Source organism: Parabacteroides leei (assembly GCF_023369805.1).
GTDB classification, from domain to species: Bacteria; Bacteroidota; Bacteroidia; order Bacteroidales; family Tannerellaceae; genus Parabacteroides; species Parabacteroides leei.
Map to the genome: position 1 here is coordinate 13,780 of NZ_JAMBQG010000022.1, position 16,051 is coordinate 29,830.

Consider the following 16,051-nt stretch of genomic DNA (forward strand, 5'->3'; position numbering starts at 1 on the left):
TAACGAATTTTGTTTATTGAAATAGGGACTATCTACAATTTTGTGTAAACTCGAAACTACAGCATTTATTTCTGGTGCCATAGCTTTGTTCATTGGAAAATCACTATATTTACCGCAAAATATACGGAGAATATGAATGCTATCTACATTTGGCAACGGACAGACTGGCCTAATTTTACCTGGGATGATGCAAAGCTATCCTATAAATTAGGTAAGGTACGAGGGCTACAAGGTAAACTTGTAGGTAAAATGAGTGCGTTAGGCTTTGATCTGAAAAATAGTGCAATACTTGATACATTGACGGCTGATATCACCAAATCTTCAGAAATTGAGGGAGAAATATTAAATAGTGATCAGGTACGTTCTTCTGTAGCTCGTCATTTGGGTATAGAAACTGAAGGGCTACCTGAAGCTGATCGTTATGTCGATGGAGTAGTGCAGCTAATGATGGATGCGACTCAAAATTATATGGAGCCGTTAACGGATGAACGTCTTTTTAACTGGCACGCAGCGTTGTTTCCAACAGGTAGAAGTGGTATGTATAAAATTACGGTTGCAGATTGGAGACGAGGTGTAGAACCTAAGCAGGTTATATCGGGTGCGATGGGAAAAGAGAAAGTTCATTATCAAGCTCCTGATTCGGATAATATACCTTTCCAAATGAAGTTGTTTTTGGATTGGGTGAATGATGATCAGAAGATAGATCCGGTTTTAAAAGCTGCTATTGCTCATTTGTGGTTTGTGACTATCCATCCGTTCGATGACGGGAATGGACGTATAGCTCGTACTATAATGGATTTATTCTTAGCCCGTGCCGATGAAATGCCACATCGTTTTTATAGTATGTCGGCAGAGATACGTAAGCAGCGTAAAGGCTATTATGAGATATTGGAGAAAACACAAAAAGGTGGTGTCGATATAACGGGGTGGCTTGAATGGTTTCTTGATTGTTTGGAAGTGGCATTAGTCAAGACTGAAAAATCAATCAGTACGGTTTTACAGAAAGCAGCTTTCTGGGATAGGTATCGGTTAGTCTCCATGAATGAACGGCAAATAAAAATGGTGAATTTGTTTTGGGATGGTTTTGATGGAAAATTAACCTCTTCTAAATGGGCTAAGATTGCAAAATGTTCTGCTGATACGGCTTTACGTGATATACAGGATTTGATGACAAAAGGTGTGTTGCGTAAAATGGATGAAGGTGGAAGAAGTACCAATTATGAACTTGTAATGTGATTGTTTGCGGAGATTAACGTCTGTATTTGCCGTATAATATGCGGAGAATATAAGAGCTAATCTCCGCATACAGTATACTGGCATCACTTGTTTTCTATGAATGACTTATATTCTGTTATTCGATACCCTCTCGGGTATTTATTACGTGATTATATTAAAAAAGAGTACCCGAAAGGATATCAAATTTGTTACGAGAAGTCATTAAATAACCTAAATCTGTCCCTAAGAATCTCACATAATAATCATTATTTTCCTGATAAACGTTAAATAAGAATCTAAATCTATCGGTGTGATGGTTCGTGAAAAATGGTATTTTAAGATTTTGGTTGTTCCTAAAGTCTTATTATATACTGTTTTATACGATACTCTCGCGCCGATCTTTGCATATATTCCTACCTGTACCTTTGTATCGTTCCCCTGGAAGCAGTAGTATTAATCATTAAAATAGAAAAGCTATGACACTGAAATTTAGAAAGGTGCAGCGCAAGGTTCTTAGCGGTGACGATAAGGATAAGGTGAAGACTTATGCGATGGCGCGGTCGTCGAACTATTGCGATATGGATAAGTTGTGTGAATTGATCTCCAGCCGCTCGGCTATGTCGAGTGCTGATGTGAAGGCGATACTCGATTCGTTAAATTGGGCGATGAGCCTGGAGCTTCGTTCGGGTAGTATTGTACAGGTGGGTGAGTTCGGTAGTTTTCGTCTTTCGATTCGTTCGAAAGGTGCGGAGACGGCGGATGCTTTCAATGCTTCCCTGATAAAAAAGGCACGGGTGATATTCTCGCCGGGTACCAGTCTGCGCTGGATGAGTGAGATCGTGAAGTTTGAAGAGGATGAAGATACGAAACCTAAAAAAGAAGAAGGTTCCGGTGGAGATGACAGACCGGAGATTGAATAATTAAAAATGGTAAATTGAAGATTACTTGATTGAAAGAGGAAAGGGGGAACGTATGAAAAAAAGACTGACTATTCAATTGGTAATGGCAATCCTGCTCGTAATGAGTGGGATTGTTCTTCTTTTCTCCGGTTTCTGGATTGCTCCGAAAGGGGAGATTCATAATAGTGTGCTGGTGGCTTTCGGGGAAACCTGCACATTTGCCGGGGCTTTGTTTGGGGTGGATTATTCGTATAAAATTAAATCGGTACAAAATGAAAGAGAGGATAAGTAGGGATTTTACCTGGGAAGAAATGACGTATAGCCGGGTGGCGGTAGAGAACGGGTTGCTGAATGAGCCGCCGTTTGAGGTGAAGCAGGCTATGATGGAGTTGGTGAAACGGTTGTTACAGCCGTTGCGGCTGGTTTATGGGAAGCCGGTTGCGATCACAAGCGGTTACCGGAGTCCGGAGGTGAACAGGTTGGTGGGTGGCGTGCCTTCGAGCCAGCATGTGAAAGGGGAGGCTGCGGATTGTTATGTGCCTGATCCGAAGGAATTACTGGATGTATTGCTTTATTGTAAGTTACCTTTCGATCAGGCGATTCTTTATAAACGAAAGAAGTTCCTGCATTTGTCGTTTCGGGTAAATGGAGAGAATCGTTATCAGGTGATTATTAATAAATGAAGGGGGATAGGTATGGATATGTGGGGTAGAAGTTTGCTTGTTTCGGTTGGTTTGTTGGTTGTTTTGCTGCCCGGCTGTAGTGCCGGGCGGCGTAGTGTGCAACATCGGGAGATAAGGAAAGAGGTGCATAACATTCATAGTGATAGTCTGTTGTTGAGAAGTCTGTATCAGGCTTCCCGCAATAAGGTGATCAATATAGAGCATATCGTGTTTGATAGCTGCCGGTTGAATGGGGTACAGTCTGTTACTCATGTCGCCATTAAGGAAAAGGGGGAGGAAGTTGTTGAATCGGTTGTTAGTTCTGGTTCTGTAGATGAGAACTGTTTTGCCGGTTCTGATTCTTTTCAGAAAAGTAGTACTGTGGAGTTTTCTCATCCCAAGTGGATATTGGTGATTGGGGTGTTGTTGTTGGTTTGTTCGTTATATATAGGTATAGCATTTAGAAAACAGAAGTAAAATTCGTACCAGTATTTGGGGATTAATAGTATTTTCCAATCCCCCCGAATCCAGTTATAATTTTATTTTCTTTCGTTTTATTGATAAAGTTGTTTAATCGCTTTTCAAATTTTTCAGATCGTTTTCTTGCTGCTTCAACGTATGCAATTCGGATACGTTTATATGGATCGGAAAAATGTTGATAGTTTTTCCATGCTATTTTATCTTCTGTCGTCATAGGGTTATTTCTTTGTAAACTCAATCGGCTCGATGTTATAATTTAGGGTTCTGATGTCGCAGTCTTCGTAATCTATTCCATAACGCATTCCGCTGACGGATGGACGGAAGATGGAGATGTTTAGCACTGTTTTCAACAGTCGTATTTAAAATAATACATAGTTGATTATCACTGCTAGAGTAAAGTTATATCTTTTGCTTATTGACTAAAATAAGCAATAAATTATTATCTTTGTCTCGAAATTATAAATATTCACGTTTTGGGAGCAATTCTTAAATTTATACTGGTTTAATATTAGCCTCATAAACCGCAGGCTGATAATTCTTTCGTTTGAGTAGTCCTACTTGAACAGGTTTCTTATTTAATTTTTTCATTCACAGCATTGAACTTTAAGGGTATAGGCCTTTGATGTGGTTGTTTATGGCGACTTCTGAGTTTGCTATAACTGTAATGCTGTGGATTATAATCAAATATTTCAAAGAATATCAAGCACAGTATAAAGAATGGAAACTGAATATATATGGGAGATAAAGCCTAAAAATACTCCTGCCTTAAAAAGAAAATGTAATCATTGTAATTGCGACCGGTTTTATTGTAGTAACAAATTCAGAATGAATGCGCAAAAAAGGAATATCGATGTCTGGCTGATTTATAGATGCGTAGAATGTGATAGTACATATAACCTAACGATTTTGTCACGAACAAAACCTGAACAGATAAAGAAAGAGTTGTTTCGTAAGTTTTCGGAAAACGATGAAGAACTTGCATGGGAATATGCTTTTTCTTCCGAAATAGGGCGAAAAAATAGTGTCGAGTTAGATTATAGCAGTGTCGAATATGAGATATTGTATGACGATATTTCGATAAATGACATTTTGAATGCAGATGATGAGTTTGTAATATTCAAGATTCAAACTCGTTTTGAGTTCGGGGTAAAGTTGTCTTCTGTCATTCGAATTTGTTTAGGGTTGTCTGCAAATCAGTTAAATCGGCTGATAGAGGCAAAAGCGATATTCAGTCCTGAGGGTTATTCGCTAAAGAAACATAAAGTAAAGGATGGAGATGTCGTGCTGGTAAACAAACATATTGCGAGAATGTTCTAATTTTGTAGTGATATAGAAAAGTGTTTTAATTAAATAAATCAGCATTATGAATTTAGAAGAAGTTCTCAATTACCGCCGTTCGGTACGGGCATATGATAAAGAAAAACCGATAGATCCGGAAAGGGTGAAGCATTGTCTGGAACTGGCGACATTGGCTCCCAATAGTTCGAATATGCAGTTGTGGGAGTTTTACCATATTACGGAGCCCGAATTGTTGGCGGAAGTTTCAAGAGCTTGTCTTGACCAGAAAGCGGCTTCGACTGCTTCGCAAATAGTTGTTTTCGTTGTACGGCGAGACTTGTACAAGAAACATGCTCGGTTCGTTCTCGATTTTGAACGGGAGAATATTCGCAGGAACAGTCCGAAAGAACGTCAGGATAAACGTATCAAAGACCGGGAATTATACTACGGGAAATTGATGCCGTTTGTTTATGCCCGGTTCTTCGGAATTTTAGGGTTGTTCAGGAAACTGCTGGCTAATACCATCAGTATCTTCCGCCCGATGATGCTCGAAGTATCTGAAAATGATGTGCGTGTGGTTGCCCATAAATCGTGTGCACTTGCTGCCCAGACGTTTATGATTGCGATGGCAAACGAAGGGTATGATACTTGTCCTTTAGAAGGGCTGGACAGCCGACGGTTGAAAAAGGCACTGAAGTTACCTCACGGGGCTGAAATAAATATGGCTATTCCCTGCGGAATACGAGACGGAAATAAAGGTATTTGGGGGGAACGGTGCAGGCTGCCGTTTGAGGATGTTTATCGGAGGGTTTGAGGTTGCTCGTTTACTGATTAACCTTTTTGTTTCTAAATAAAAACTTGATGGAGACTGTCTTATTCGTTGAATGGATAGTCTTCGTCTTGTCATAACAAAAAACGCTTCATAAGATCTATTAATTCTTTATCTGATATAGTATCCTGATCGGCTTTATCGTAAATATAGAGTAAAGTGATTACTCCGTCTTCTACACTGACAATTGCTGTGTGGGTAATCACTCTGGCTCCATGACTTTAACCTTTTCCTTTGGAGGCAATAGACATACGGACTTTGTGAAGTCCGTTTCCTAAGTCGGCACCGAGGGTGGGATTTTGCTCAAGCTCTTTTACTAGTGCTGCTAGATCGCTTTTTAGTGAATGGTATTTTTTACTCAAGCGTTTGAACTCTTTGTCAAACTCTATATATGTGTCTATCCTATATTTCATTGAGTAATTCATTTACATCTTTGAACATACCCTTAGTCTCTTTTCCATCCTTGCGAGCTTTAATGGCTAATAATCCATTTTTTATACTATCCAGCATCTCTTCCTTGGTTGGCTCCCGGTCTTCTTGGTCAACATTGGAGGCCGCTTGTTTCATACGGCGGATAGAAGTTAAAGCTTTTTTGACGAGTGCTTCATCATCGAGGATAGTGGCAATTTCCTGTAAGAGGGTAAGTCTTAATTCTACTGCTGTCATATATAACTCCTTTCTATTAAATAAATCTTCTCGCAAAGATATACTTTTTTAAGGATGATATATAGGTAAATACAATTAAATTACTTGAACTGCTCCTGATTTAGCGAGTAATATTTCCCTTTTAAGCGGAGAAGTTCTTCATGATTTCCCCGTTCTACGATCTGTCCGTGTTCGAGTACCAGGATCACGTCTGCGTTTCTGATGGTAGAGAGGCGGTGGGCGATGATCAGGCTGGTGCGTCCCTGCATCAGTTGGTCGAGACCTTTCTGGATGAGTATCTCGCTACGGGTATCGATATTGCTAGTTGCTTCGTCCAATAATAGGATAGGAGGGTCGGCAATAGCGGCACGGGCGATGTTGAGCAACTGACGTTGTCCCTGGCTGAGGTTGGCACCGTCGTTTTCCAGCAAGGTGTTGTATCCCTGGGGCAGACGTTTGATGAAAGAATGGGCGGCAGTCAGTTTAGCTGCTTGTACAACTTCTTCATCGGTCGCGTCCAGATGTCCGAAACGGATATTTTCGCGGACAGTTCCTGTGAACAGGTGAGTGTCCTGCAAAACGATCGCCATGGATTGGCGCAGGCTGTTTCGTTTGATTTGTTGTATCGGGTGACCGTCTATGGCGATTTCGCCCGACTGGATATCGAAGAAACGGGGGAGCATGTTTAATATGGTTGTCTTCCCAGCTCCGGTGGCACCGACCAATGCTATTTTACAACCGGCAGAGGCATGGAGCGAAATACCTTTCAGAATTGTTTTCTCCGGTTTGTATCCGAAATAAACGTCTTTCATAGAAACATCTCCCTGTACCTGTTGTAAGGCGATGGCTTCGGGGGCGTCCGGTGTTTCCGGTGCTTCGTCGATCACTTCGAAGATACGTTCGGCTCCGGCGATGGCTGCCTGGATACTGTTGTAAAGGCTGGCCAATTCATTGATCGGACGCCCGAACTGGCGGGAATATTGCAGAAAGGCTGCAAGACCACCGACATCGAAACCACGAAAGATGGCGAGTAGGGCACCTACAATCGTGATAAAGACGTAATTCAATGTGTTCAGGTTCTGCATGACGGGCATCATCATACCGGAATAGAACTGAGCTTTCTCCGATTTACCTTTCAGGTCGTCGTTGAGCATGTCGAAATCGGACTGTACTTTCTTTTCGTGTCCGAATACTTTGATCACCTTCTGGCCGCTTATCATTTCTTCGATATACCCGTTCAGAGTGCCGATAGACTCCTGCTGGGCTTTGAAGTATTTGCGGCTTCGCTGAACGATCCCTTTGGCAAATAGGAACATCAGCGGGACGGTGATCAGAGTTACCAGAGTAAGTATCGGACTGATATATAACATCAGACAGAAGATACCGATCAGGGTAAGAGCACTCGACAACATATCCGACAGGCTGTCGGTCAGTGCATCGCTGATCTTGTCTATGTCATTCGTGTAACGGCTCATCAGGTCGCCGTGCTGGTGTGTGTCGAAATATTTGACAGGCAAATGTTCCATTTTCTGGAAAAGATCGGCACGCATACGGGTAACGGTGCGCTGGCCTATTTTATTCAGCAGGATATATTGAATATAGACAGCGGCAACTCCTGTCAGGTAAATGGCGGCAAGGATAGCTAATACCCTGATCAATCCGTGAAAGTCTCCGGGAAGGATATAATCATTGATAATCGGGCGCAACATGTATGACCCCAACAGATTAGCCACGATACTGACAATGATCAGGAAGCCGATCACGAACAATAGACGCTTGTCGCAGGACAGGTACGAAATCAGCCGGAAGAAAGTTTTCTTTCCTTCCCGGGGCTTTGCATTCTCTTTTAAATGATCTCCGTGTGCCATATCCTATAATAATACTTGTTGTGAATGATAGATTTCCTGATAAACGGTAGATGTTTCGATCAATTCATCCGGAGTTCCTATGGCGTTGATCTCGCCGTCTTCAAGTACGATCACCCGGTCGGCCGATTGCATCGTATTGATCCGCTGGGTGATGATAAATACAGTCGTGTCGTGTAACAACGCATTCAGGTTGTTCCGTATTTTCAGTTCTGTTTCCGTATCGACAGCACTCGTACTGTCATCCAGGATCAGTATCTTGGGTTTACGGAGCAAGGCACGCGCGATGCAGATACGCTGTTTTTGTCCGCCGGAAAGATTGATGCCTCCGCGTCCCAGCAATGTATTGTAACCGTCCGTGAAGGACTGGATAAAATCGTGTGCTTCGGCGGCACGGGTGGCTTCTTCTATCTCTTCCATCGATGCGTCGGGTTTTCCCCATTTGAGGTTTTCGACGATCGTTCCGGTGAATAGTTCGTTTTTTTGAAGGACCATGCCGATCCCCTGGTGAAGCTCATCCAGGTTATAGTCTTTTATCGGGATGTTGTCGATCCGGATTTCTCCGGCAGTAACATCGTACAACCGTGGTATCAGTTGTACCAGGGAGCTTTTGGCAGAGCCGGTAGCACCGACCAGCGCAATCGTTTCGCCGGGTTCGGCCCGGAAGCTGATATGCTGTAGAATGTCATTTTCTCCACCGATGTAACGGAAACTGACGTCATTAAATGTAACTTCTCCTTTCTCTACCCGGTGTTTGTTTTGAAGTCCTTCCCGGGTGTTTGTCAGGGAGGGTTCCGTATCGAGCACTTCCATGATCCGTTTAGAGGATGCGGAAGCACGGGCGTACGACATGATGATCATGGAAAGCATCATCAGAGACATCAGTACCTGAAAGACGTAATTGACGAATGAGATCAGTTCGCCCACCTTCAGTTCGCCGTCCATCACCTTTTGTCCGCCCAACCAGAGGATGGACAGGATGGATAAATTCATGACTAACTGCATGACCGGAAAGATGGAAACGACGATGTTGGAGGCACGGATCACCATATCGCGCAGTTCTTCACTGCTTTTGACGAATTTATCCGTCTCAAAATCTTCTCTGACAAAAGATTTGACGACACGGATATTGATGAGGTTTTCCCTGACCACTCCATTCAGTTGGTCTACTTTCTGTTGTACTTTCAGGAAATAAGGAAAACCTTTGCTCAGGATCAGGTAAACACTTCCTCCGAGGATCGGGATAGCTGCTATCAGGACCAATGCCAGTTGTTTATTGATGCTGACGACAAAGAAAACGGCCATGACGAGCATCAGTGGAGAGCGTAATAAAAGTCTCATCGACATCAGAACGATCTGCTGTATGCGGGATATATCGCTAGTAAGTCTTGTGACAAGCGAAGCCGAACTGAATTTATCGATATCGAAAAAGGATAGTTGCTGTATTTTATTGAAGAGTGTTCCCCGTAGATCTGTACCGAAGCCGATTCCGATGCGGGAAGAAATGTAAGTATTCACAATACTGACCAATAATCCTCCGACGGATACCAACACCATATAGGTCCCAATTCGGGTAATAACCGACAGGTCGCGCGGCATGACCCCGTTGTCAATGATTTCAGCCATGAACATCGGCTGAATTGTTTCACACAGCACAGTGATCAGTACAAGAAGCGGGCTGATCAACAATCCCACTTTATATCGTTTAAGAATTTGCCAGTATTTTCCCATATCTTTGTTACAAAGATAGAACATAATTGGGAAATGATATGTTCAACGTGTTAAATACACTTTTATCCACCACAAAAAGCAATATATCCACCTCGTTGTAAAGTGTTCGTTCTACATTTGCTCTCGTTAAACACGATACCAATAATTTAATAGACATGAATACACAACGAAGTTTGTTAGCCGGGTTATTGCTTTTTGCGGCAATCCCATTTATCTCCGCACAGGAGAAAGCTCAGATGGTTGTTAATGCCGATCTGGGAACTGAGACGATCAGCCGACATATCTACGGACAGTTTTCCGAACATTTGGGAAGATGTATCTATGATGGCCTTTGGGTAGGGGAAGACTCTAAGATTCCTAATACGAACGGAGTGAGGAATGATATCATCGCCGCCCTTAAACATATTAATATACCTAATCTGCGCTGGCCGGGCGGTTGCTTTGCCGACGAATACCACTGGCGTGACGGTATCGGTCCACGTAGCCAACGTCCGAAGATGATCAATACTCATTGGGGAGGCGTTACGGAGGATAACAGTTTCGGAACACACGAATTCCTGAATCTTTGTGAGGAACTGGGAACGGAGCCTTATATCTGTGGAAACATGGGTAGCGGTTCCGTAGAGGAAATGTCGAAATGGGTAGAATATATCACTTTCGACGGGGAAAGTCCGATGGCGAACCTGCGTAAACAAAACGGACGTGAGAAACCGTGGAAGGTACAGTTCTGGGGTGTGGGAAACGAAAACTGGGGCTGTGGTGGAAATATGTCCCCCGAAGGATATGCCGAAAATTACCGTCGTTATGCCACTTATTGCCGTAATTACGGAACCAATCATCTGTTTAAGATTGCCGGTGGCCCGAATGTGGACGACTATAACTGGACAAGTACTTTAATGAAGAATATCCCGGGTCATATGATGAACGGTATCTCATTACATTATTATACGTTCGCCGATAGTTGGACCAACAAAGGGAATGCCACCGGATTTGATGATAACGAATATTTCCGTACAATCGAAAATGCTGTACATATCGAAGAATTGATCGAACGCCATACCGTTATTATGGACCAGTACGATCCGGAAAAACGCTTAGGTCTAGTCATCGACGAATGGGGTGCCTGGTATAATGTAGAACCGGGAACAAACCCGGGTTTCCTTTATCAGCAAAACACATTGCGTGATGCCTTGTTGGCCGGCGTTTCCCTGAATATCTTCCATAAACATTGCGACCGGGTGAAGATGGCGAATATCGCCCAGATGGTAAACGTATTGCAGGCTATGATCCTGACAGGAGGAGAAAAGATGGTCTTGACACCGACATACCATGTCTTCGATATGTATAAAGTACATCAGGATGCCACCTTGCTTCCTATCGAAGTAAAATGCAACGAATATGAACGCCTTGGACGTAGCCTTCCGGCAGTCAGCGCATCCGCTTCAAAGGATAAAAACGGAGCGATCCATATTTCACTCGTTAATATAGACCCGGCAAACGATATCGAACTGTCTTGTGCTGTACGTGGAACGAATGCCGCAAATGTAAGTAATGCACAGATCATTACAGGAGAGAATGTACGTGCGTGCAATACATTCGATAAACCGGAGAATGTGCGTTTGGTAAACTTCAAAGGGGCAAAATACAAAAACGGGGAACTGACCGTGACGATCCCTGCCAAATCGCTGGTAACTATCGAATTGAAATAATTTAAACACGTATAATTTATGTGTAAGGCAATCATTAAGGCAACCATTTTAATGGCTGCTGCAACCCTTGTTGTCTCCGGATGCAGCTTCGGCAGGCAGCCGATAACACCGGAAAAGAACCCTAATCCGTGGAAAGACGATTACACATCCGTCTCCGCCATGAAGGATTACCGTTCGTGGGGTACTTATAACGTACACGATCCGGCAGGTCGAAAGATAGGGGATACGTTCTATCTCTATTCGACTGATGCCATTTTCCGGGAGAACAAAGAAGAGACCAAAGAGGCAGGTGTTTCGCTCGGATACATTCAGGTGCGTAAGTCGACAGACCTGGTGAACTGGGAATTCGTCGGTTGGGCTTTCCCGGAAATTCCGGCAGAAGCGGTAGAACATGTCAGAAGTAATGCCGGGGGAGATGGGGCAACCAATATCTGGGCGCCTTACCTGGTTGAGTATAAAGATAAGTTTCGACTGTATTACTGTGTCTCGGCTTTTGCCAAATCGGTGTCCTATCTGGGGATGGCAGAGGCATCTTCGCCGGAAGGTCCCTGGGAACTGAAAGGCTGTGTAGTGAAAACAGACTCCACTTCCGTTATGAATGCGATCGACCCAAGCGTCATCATAACTGAGAATGGGGAACACTGGATGGTATACGGCTCCTATTTCGGAGGCCTTTATGAATTGCAGCTGGATCCGGAAACCGGACTGGCCATGCGTAGCGGAGATCAGGGACATTGTATCGCCCGTCGGGCAAATGGCAAAAAGGATAATATCGAAGCCCCGGAAATAATCTATAACCCGGAGCTGAAAAAGTATTACCTGTTCGTCTCCTACGACCCGTTGATGACAACCTATAATATCCGTGTCGGACGTTCGGATAAGCCGGAAGGCCCTTTCTTCGACCTGTTTGGCAAAGAGATGAGTGAAGAAACCAATAACTATCCGGTTCTGACGCACCCATATCGTTTCGATAACCATCCGGGATGGGCAGGTACGGCACATTGCGGCGTCATTAATGATAACGGCCGTTATTTCCTGATGCACCAGGGACGCCTTAGCCCGGCTAACCAGTTGATGGATCTCCACGTTCGTGAAATATTCTGGACCAAAGACGGCTGGCCTGTTGTATCGCCGGAAAGATATGCCGGTATCCCGCAGCAGGATTTCATAAAGGATGATTTCGTGGGCGAGTGGGAAATGATCCTGATCCGCGACAGCAAATACGAACGCCGGCTCTGGGCCGGGCAGATCCTGTGGGGGGAAGGGGAACTGCACGATAATGAAGTGAATGTCTCTGTCCATTATACTTTTACGCCGGATGGGAAAATTACCGGCGAGCAGGAGGGACGTTGGACATACACGCCGGGAACCGATCTGAATATCCGCCTGGGAGAAGAAGAAATGCAAGGACTCATTCCACATATGGGACAAGACTGGGAGAATGAAATGAAAACGATCCTGTTTACGGGATTAGATTCCCACGGCTTCTCTATCTGGGGGAAACGAGTCGTATCAAATCAGAATGAGTTAAGTATGAAGTAACCTTAAAACAAAAAGTTTTTATGAATTATCAATTTATTAAGAGCAAACAGCTATCCAAGTTACCGGTAGTCCTCTTGTTTTTATTGGCCTTTAGCTTCCGGCTTATGGCGCAGACAAATGTGGTAACAGGAACCGTGACCGATCCGACCGGGGAGCCGTTGATCGGTGTGAATGTGGTCGTAAAAGACAATCCGAATGTCGGTACGATTACGGATATGGACGGTGCATTCTCTTTGGAAGTAGGGAATGGTAAAGTCCTTGTATTTTCTTATATCGGTTATGCGCCGCAGGAAGTATCCATTACAGGAAAGAAAAATATCCGGGTACAATTGAAAGAAGACAGCGAAGCGCTGGAAGAGGTGGTCGTTGTCGGTTACGGTACCCAGAAAAAGGGCTCGTTGACCGGGGCTATCAGCAGTGTTAGATCGGAAGAACTGACACGTACCACGACTCCTACGACGGCCGGTGCACTGGTCGGTAAGACACCGGGTATCTCCGCCCGCCAGGCCGACGGTCGCCCGGGTGCGAGTGCAGCTATCCAGATACGTAACATGGGTACACCGTTGTATGTGATCGACGGGATACAATGTGAAGAAGCGCAGTTCAACAATATCGACGTGAACGATATCGAAAGTATTACGATCCTGAAGGATGCCTCCGCCGCTATCTACGGTTTGCGTGCAGCCAACGGAGTTGTATTGGTGACAACCAAATCCGGAAAACGGGGTGAAAAGAACCAGATATCAGCCAATGCCTATTACGGTATCCAGAACTTCATGCGTTATCCGGAGGTGGCCAACGCCTCCCAATTCTACGAAGGACGCATGCAGGCCGACCTGAATACCTACGGATCGACCGCCCGCACCATGGAAGAACTTAACTTGTGGCGTCAGGGACAAGGTGAATATTCCAGCTTCGACTGGCAGAAGTTCATCACCAATAAAAACGCTCCGGTGTGGTATGGTAACGTAAGTGCTACCGGTGGTTCCGAAAAAATTAATTACCACTTCGGTGTTTCCCACCTCGACCAGAAAGCTATGATCAACGGGTTTAATTTTGCCCGTACCAACCTTCAGAGTAATATTGAAGCGAGCATCACCAAGTCGCTGAAGATCGGTGCTCACCTGAGTGGTCGTATCGAAGAACGCCATAACGTAGGTGTGCCGGGACTGGACGATTACTGGCAGCCATATTACGCCATGTTCCAGAACTGGCCGACACAACATGCTTATGCCAACGACAATCCGGATTACGTAAACGCGACCCGTAACAACGCTACCGGAGCCGCTATCTTCGACAGAGGTATTACCGGTTATACGGACGATATCTGGAAATCGGCTACCGCCAACGTCTATGCAGAATGGCAGAGCCCGATCGAAGGACTGAAAGCCCGCGTAGCCTATAACTATTGGATTGCCCGCAACGACCAGGAACAGTTCGAGTATACCTATAAAGTATATACTTATGATAAAACGAATGATAGCTACAACGAACAATGGGGAAACCAAAACCCCTGGCGTCGGCGTCTGAAAGATGAAAAGGTGGAACAAACCTTCCAGGCCCAGATGAACTACGACCATACCTTTAACCAGAAACATCATGTATCCGGGGTGTTAGGTATAGAAACATTTGAAAAGACAAGAGACTGGTTGCAATATAACACATTGCCGACCAATAACTATATCCCTCTGACGAACGGTATCGCCGATATGCAGTCGATGGAAACAAAGATAACCACCGCCCGCCGTGCCGGTATGGTGTTTCGTGCCGCTTACGACTATTCAAGCACGTATTTCGCTGAGTTCAGTGGCCGTTACGACGGTTCTTACCTGTTCCAGGAAGGCAATCGCTGGGGGTTCTTCCCGGCTGTATCTGCCGGCTGGAGGCTTTCGGAAGAGTCGTTCTTGGCTGGAGTAAAAGATAAGATCAAATTGTCTAACCTAAAGATCCGTGCTTCCTGGGGACAGATGGGAGACGATAAACTCGACGTTGATGATGATAACGACGGCTATCTGGACGATATCGTATCCCCTTATTCTTATTTAAACGGATATACTTACGGTTCGGGTAACGCCGTGATGAATGGTAATGCCATGAGCGGTGTCGTATACCGTGGTATCCCTATCACTACTCTGTCCTGGATCAAATCGACTCTTATCAATATCGGTGTGGATTATGGCTTCCTGGATGACCATTTGAGCGGTACTTTCGAAGTCTTCCAACGTAAACGTACCGGTCTGCCGGCCCTGCGTTACGACGTATTGATTCCAACGGAAGTTGGTTTCTCGCTGGCCAAGGAAAACCTGAATTCGGATTACCATAAAGGATTGGAACTGGGTATCACCTGGCGCGATAAGTTCAGGGAACTGACTTATTCAGTAGGCGGTAACTTCACCCTGGCCCGTAAAATGTCGGGCGACTCTTACAAACCGCGTTTCGGTTCGAGCTGGGACGAATATCGTAACTCTACGGAAAACCGTTGGGCCAATACCAACTGGGGATATGAAGTGACCGGCCGTTTCCAAAGCTACGAAGATATCCAGGGCTATCAGGTGGATAATGACGGCCAGGGAAATACGACCATGCTCCCGGGCGACCTGATCTTTAAAGACCAGAACGGCGACGGCGTTATCAACGAACTTGACGAACGTCCTATCGGTTACGGCCTGAGTCAGCTGCCTTACATCAACTTCGGTATCAATACCTCTTTCGAATGGAAAGGTATCGACCTGAAAGCCGACTTTGCCGGTGCGGCAGGACAGTCCTACCACATGAGTTGGGAAGTTGCTTACCCGTTCCAGGGAGATGGCAACTCGACTGCTTATCTATTGACAGACTCCTGGCACCGTGCCGATCCGACAGATGCTAACAGCGAATGGATCGCCGGAAAATTCCCTGCTACCCGCTATGCCGGAGCTAATGTGAGCTTCAACAAATACTCCAGTTTCTGGATGCATAATACTTATTATATCAAGCTCCGTACTCTGGAACTGGGTTATACCCTGCCGAAGTCTATCTCCAGCAAGTTCTTTGTAGATCGTCTGCGTATCTATGCAAATGCTTACAACTTGTTCAGTATCGACAACCTGAGTAAATATCAGCTCGATCCGGAAATTCAATCCAACAGTGCATTGGTTACACCCAACCTGCGTACGTTCTCATTCGGTTTTAATCTTAACTTCTAATTAATTAAATC

The 16,051-nt window shown here is 44.6% G+C and carries 13 protein-coding genes and 2 pseudogenes; 10 read left to right on the forward strand and 5 right to left on the reverse strand.

What is annotated here, in order from left to right:
- Positions 1-132 precede the first annotated feature (132 nt).
- The 5 genes from M1P97_RS22195 to M1P97_RS22215 all read left to right on the forward strand — a co-directional run bounded on the left by M1P97_RS22195 (position 133) and on the right by M1P97_RS22215 (position 3,253).
- On the forward strand, positions 133-1,236 hold the full coding sequence (locus tag M1P97_RS22195) for a Fic family protein (RefSeq protein WP_249390240.1): 1,104 nt from the start codon (positions 133-135) through the stop codon (positions 1,234-1,236).
- A 455-nt stretch (positions 1,237-1,691) separates the two neighbouring features.
- Complete coding sequence (locus tag M1P97_RS22200; RefSeq protein ID WP_007659352.1) at positions 1,692-2,135, forward strand: HU family DNA-binding protein; 444 nt, start codon at positions 1,692-1,694, stop codon at positions 2,133-2,135.
- A 52-nt stretch (positions 2,136-2,187) separates the two neighbouring features.
- Positions 2,188-2,406, forward strand: coding sequence for a hypothetical protein (locus M1P97_RS22205; RefSeq protein WP_007659354.1), 219 nt, complete (start codon positions 2,188-2,190; stop codon positions 2,404-2,406).
- A complete protein-coding gene (locus M1P97_RS22210) occupies positions 2,387-2,797 on the forward strand; it encodes a D-Ala-D-Ala carboxypeptidase family metallohydrolase (protein WP_195372552.1) in 411 nt (136 codons plus the stop codon). Before M1P97_RS22205 ends, M1P97_RS22210 begins: the two co-directional genes overlap by 20 nt.
- 12 nt (positions 2,798-2,809) lie before the next feature.
- Positions 2,810-3,253, forward strand: a complete 444-nt coding sequence (locus M1P97_RS22215; RefSeq protein ID WP_195372551.1) for a hypothetical protein — start codon at positions 2,810-2,812, stop codon at positions 3,251-3,253.
- 22 nt (positions 3,254-3,275) lie between these two features.
- Here the strand turns inward: M1P97_RS22215 and M1P97_RS22220 are convergent.
- A pseudogene (locus M1P97_RS22220) lies at positions 3,276-3,461 on the reverse strand (YdeI/OmpD-associated family protein); the annotation flags it as partial.
- A gap of 512 nt (positions 3,462-3,973) precedes the next feature.
- On the opposite strand from M1P97_RS22220, the gene M1P97_RS22225 reads away from it, so the two are divergent.
- A complete protein-coding gene (locus M1P97_RS22225; protein ID WP_195373599.1) occupies positions 3,974-4,573 on the forward strand; it encodes a DUF1062 domain-containing protein in 600 nt (199 codons plus the stop codon).
- A 46-nt stretch (positions 4,574-4,619) separates the two neighbouring features.
- Positions 4,620-5,348, forward strand: a complete 729-nt coding sequence (locus tag M1P97_RS22230; protein ID WP_249390241.1) for a nitroreductase family protein — start codon at positions 4,620-4,622, stop codon at positions 5,346-5,348.
- Between the two features lie 89 nt (positions 5,349-5,437).
- Here M1P97_RS22230 and M1P97_RS22235 read toward each other — a convergent pair.
- The 4 genes and pseudogenes from M1P97_RS22235 to M1P97_RS22250 form a co-directional block, all read right to left on the reverse strand.
- A pseudogene (locus M1P97_RS22235) lies at positions 5,438-5,776 on the reverse strand (type II toxin-antitoxin system RelE/ParE family toxin).
- Positions 5,766-6,029, reverse strand: coding sequence for a hypothetical protein (locus tag M1P97_RS22240; RefSeq protein ID WP_075559932.1), 264 nt, complete (start codon positions 6,027-6,029; stop codon positions 5,766-5,768). Before M1P97_RS22240 ends, M1P97_RS22235 begins: the two are co-directional and overlap by 11 nt.
- Before the next feature lie 80 nt (positions 6,030-6,109).
- Positions 6,110-7,876 carry an ABC transporter ATP-binding protein gene (locus tag M1P97_RS22245; RefSeq protein ID WP_249390242.1) on the reverse strand — a complete coding sequence of 589 codons (1,767 nt, stop codon included), beginning with the start codon at positions 7,874-7,876 and terminating at the stop codon, positions 6,110-6,112.
- Positions 7,877-7,879: 3 nt separating this feature from the next.
- Positions 7,880-9,604, reverse strand: coding sequence for an ABC transporter ATP-binding protein (locus M1P97_RS22250; protein ID WP_195373583.1), 1,725 nt, complete (start codon positions 9,602-9,604; stop codon positions 7,880-7,882).
- Between the two features lie 155 nt (positions 9,605-9,759).
- On the opposite strand from M1P97_RS22250, the gene M1P97_RS22255 reads away from it, so the two are divergent.
- Genes M1P97_RS22255 through M1P97_RS22265 form a run of 3 tightly spaced genes read left to right on the forward strand, consistent with a single transcriptional unit; the run spans position 9,760 to position 16,040 of the window.
- The gene (locus M1P97_RS22255; RefSeq protein WP_317243436.1) at positions 9,760-11,313 is read left to right on the forward strand and encodes an alpha-N-arabinofuranosidase; all 1,554 of its coding nucleotides are present in this window, start codon (positions 9,760-9,762) and stop codon (positions 11,311-11,313) included.
- Between the two features lie 51 nt (positions 11,314-11,364).
- Entirely contained in the window at positions 11,365-12,855 is a 1,491-nt protein-coding gene (locus M1P97_RS22260; RefSeq protein WP_249390278.1) for an arabinan endo-1,5-alpha-L-arabinosidase, read from the forward strand.
- Between the two features lie 20 nt (positions 12,856-12,875).
- Complete coding sequence (locus M1P97_RS22265; protein ID WP_249390243.1) at positions 12,876-16,040, forward strand: SusC/RagA family TonB-linked outer membrane protein; 3,165 nt, start codon at positions 12,876-12,878, stop codon at positions 16,038-16,040.
- Positions 16,041-16,051 lie beyond the last annotated feature (11 nt).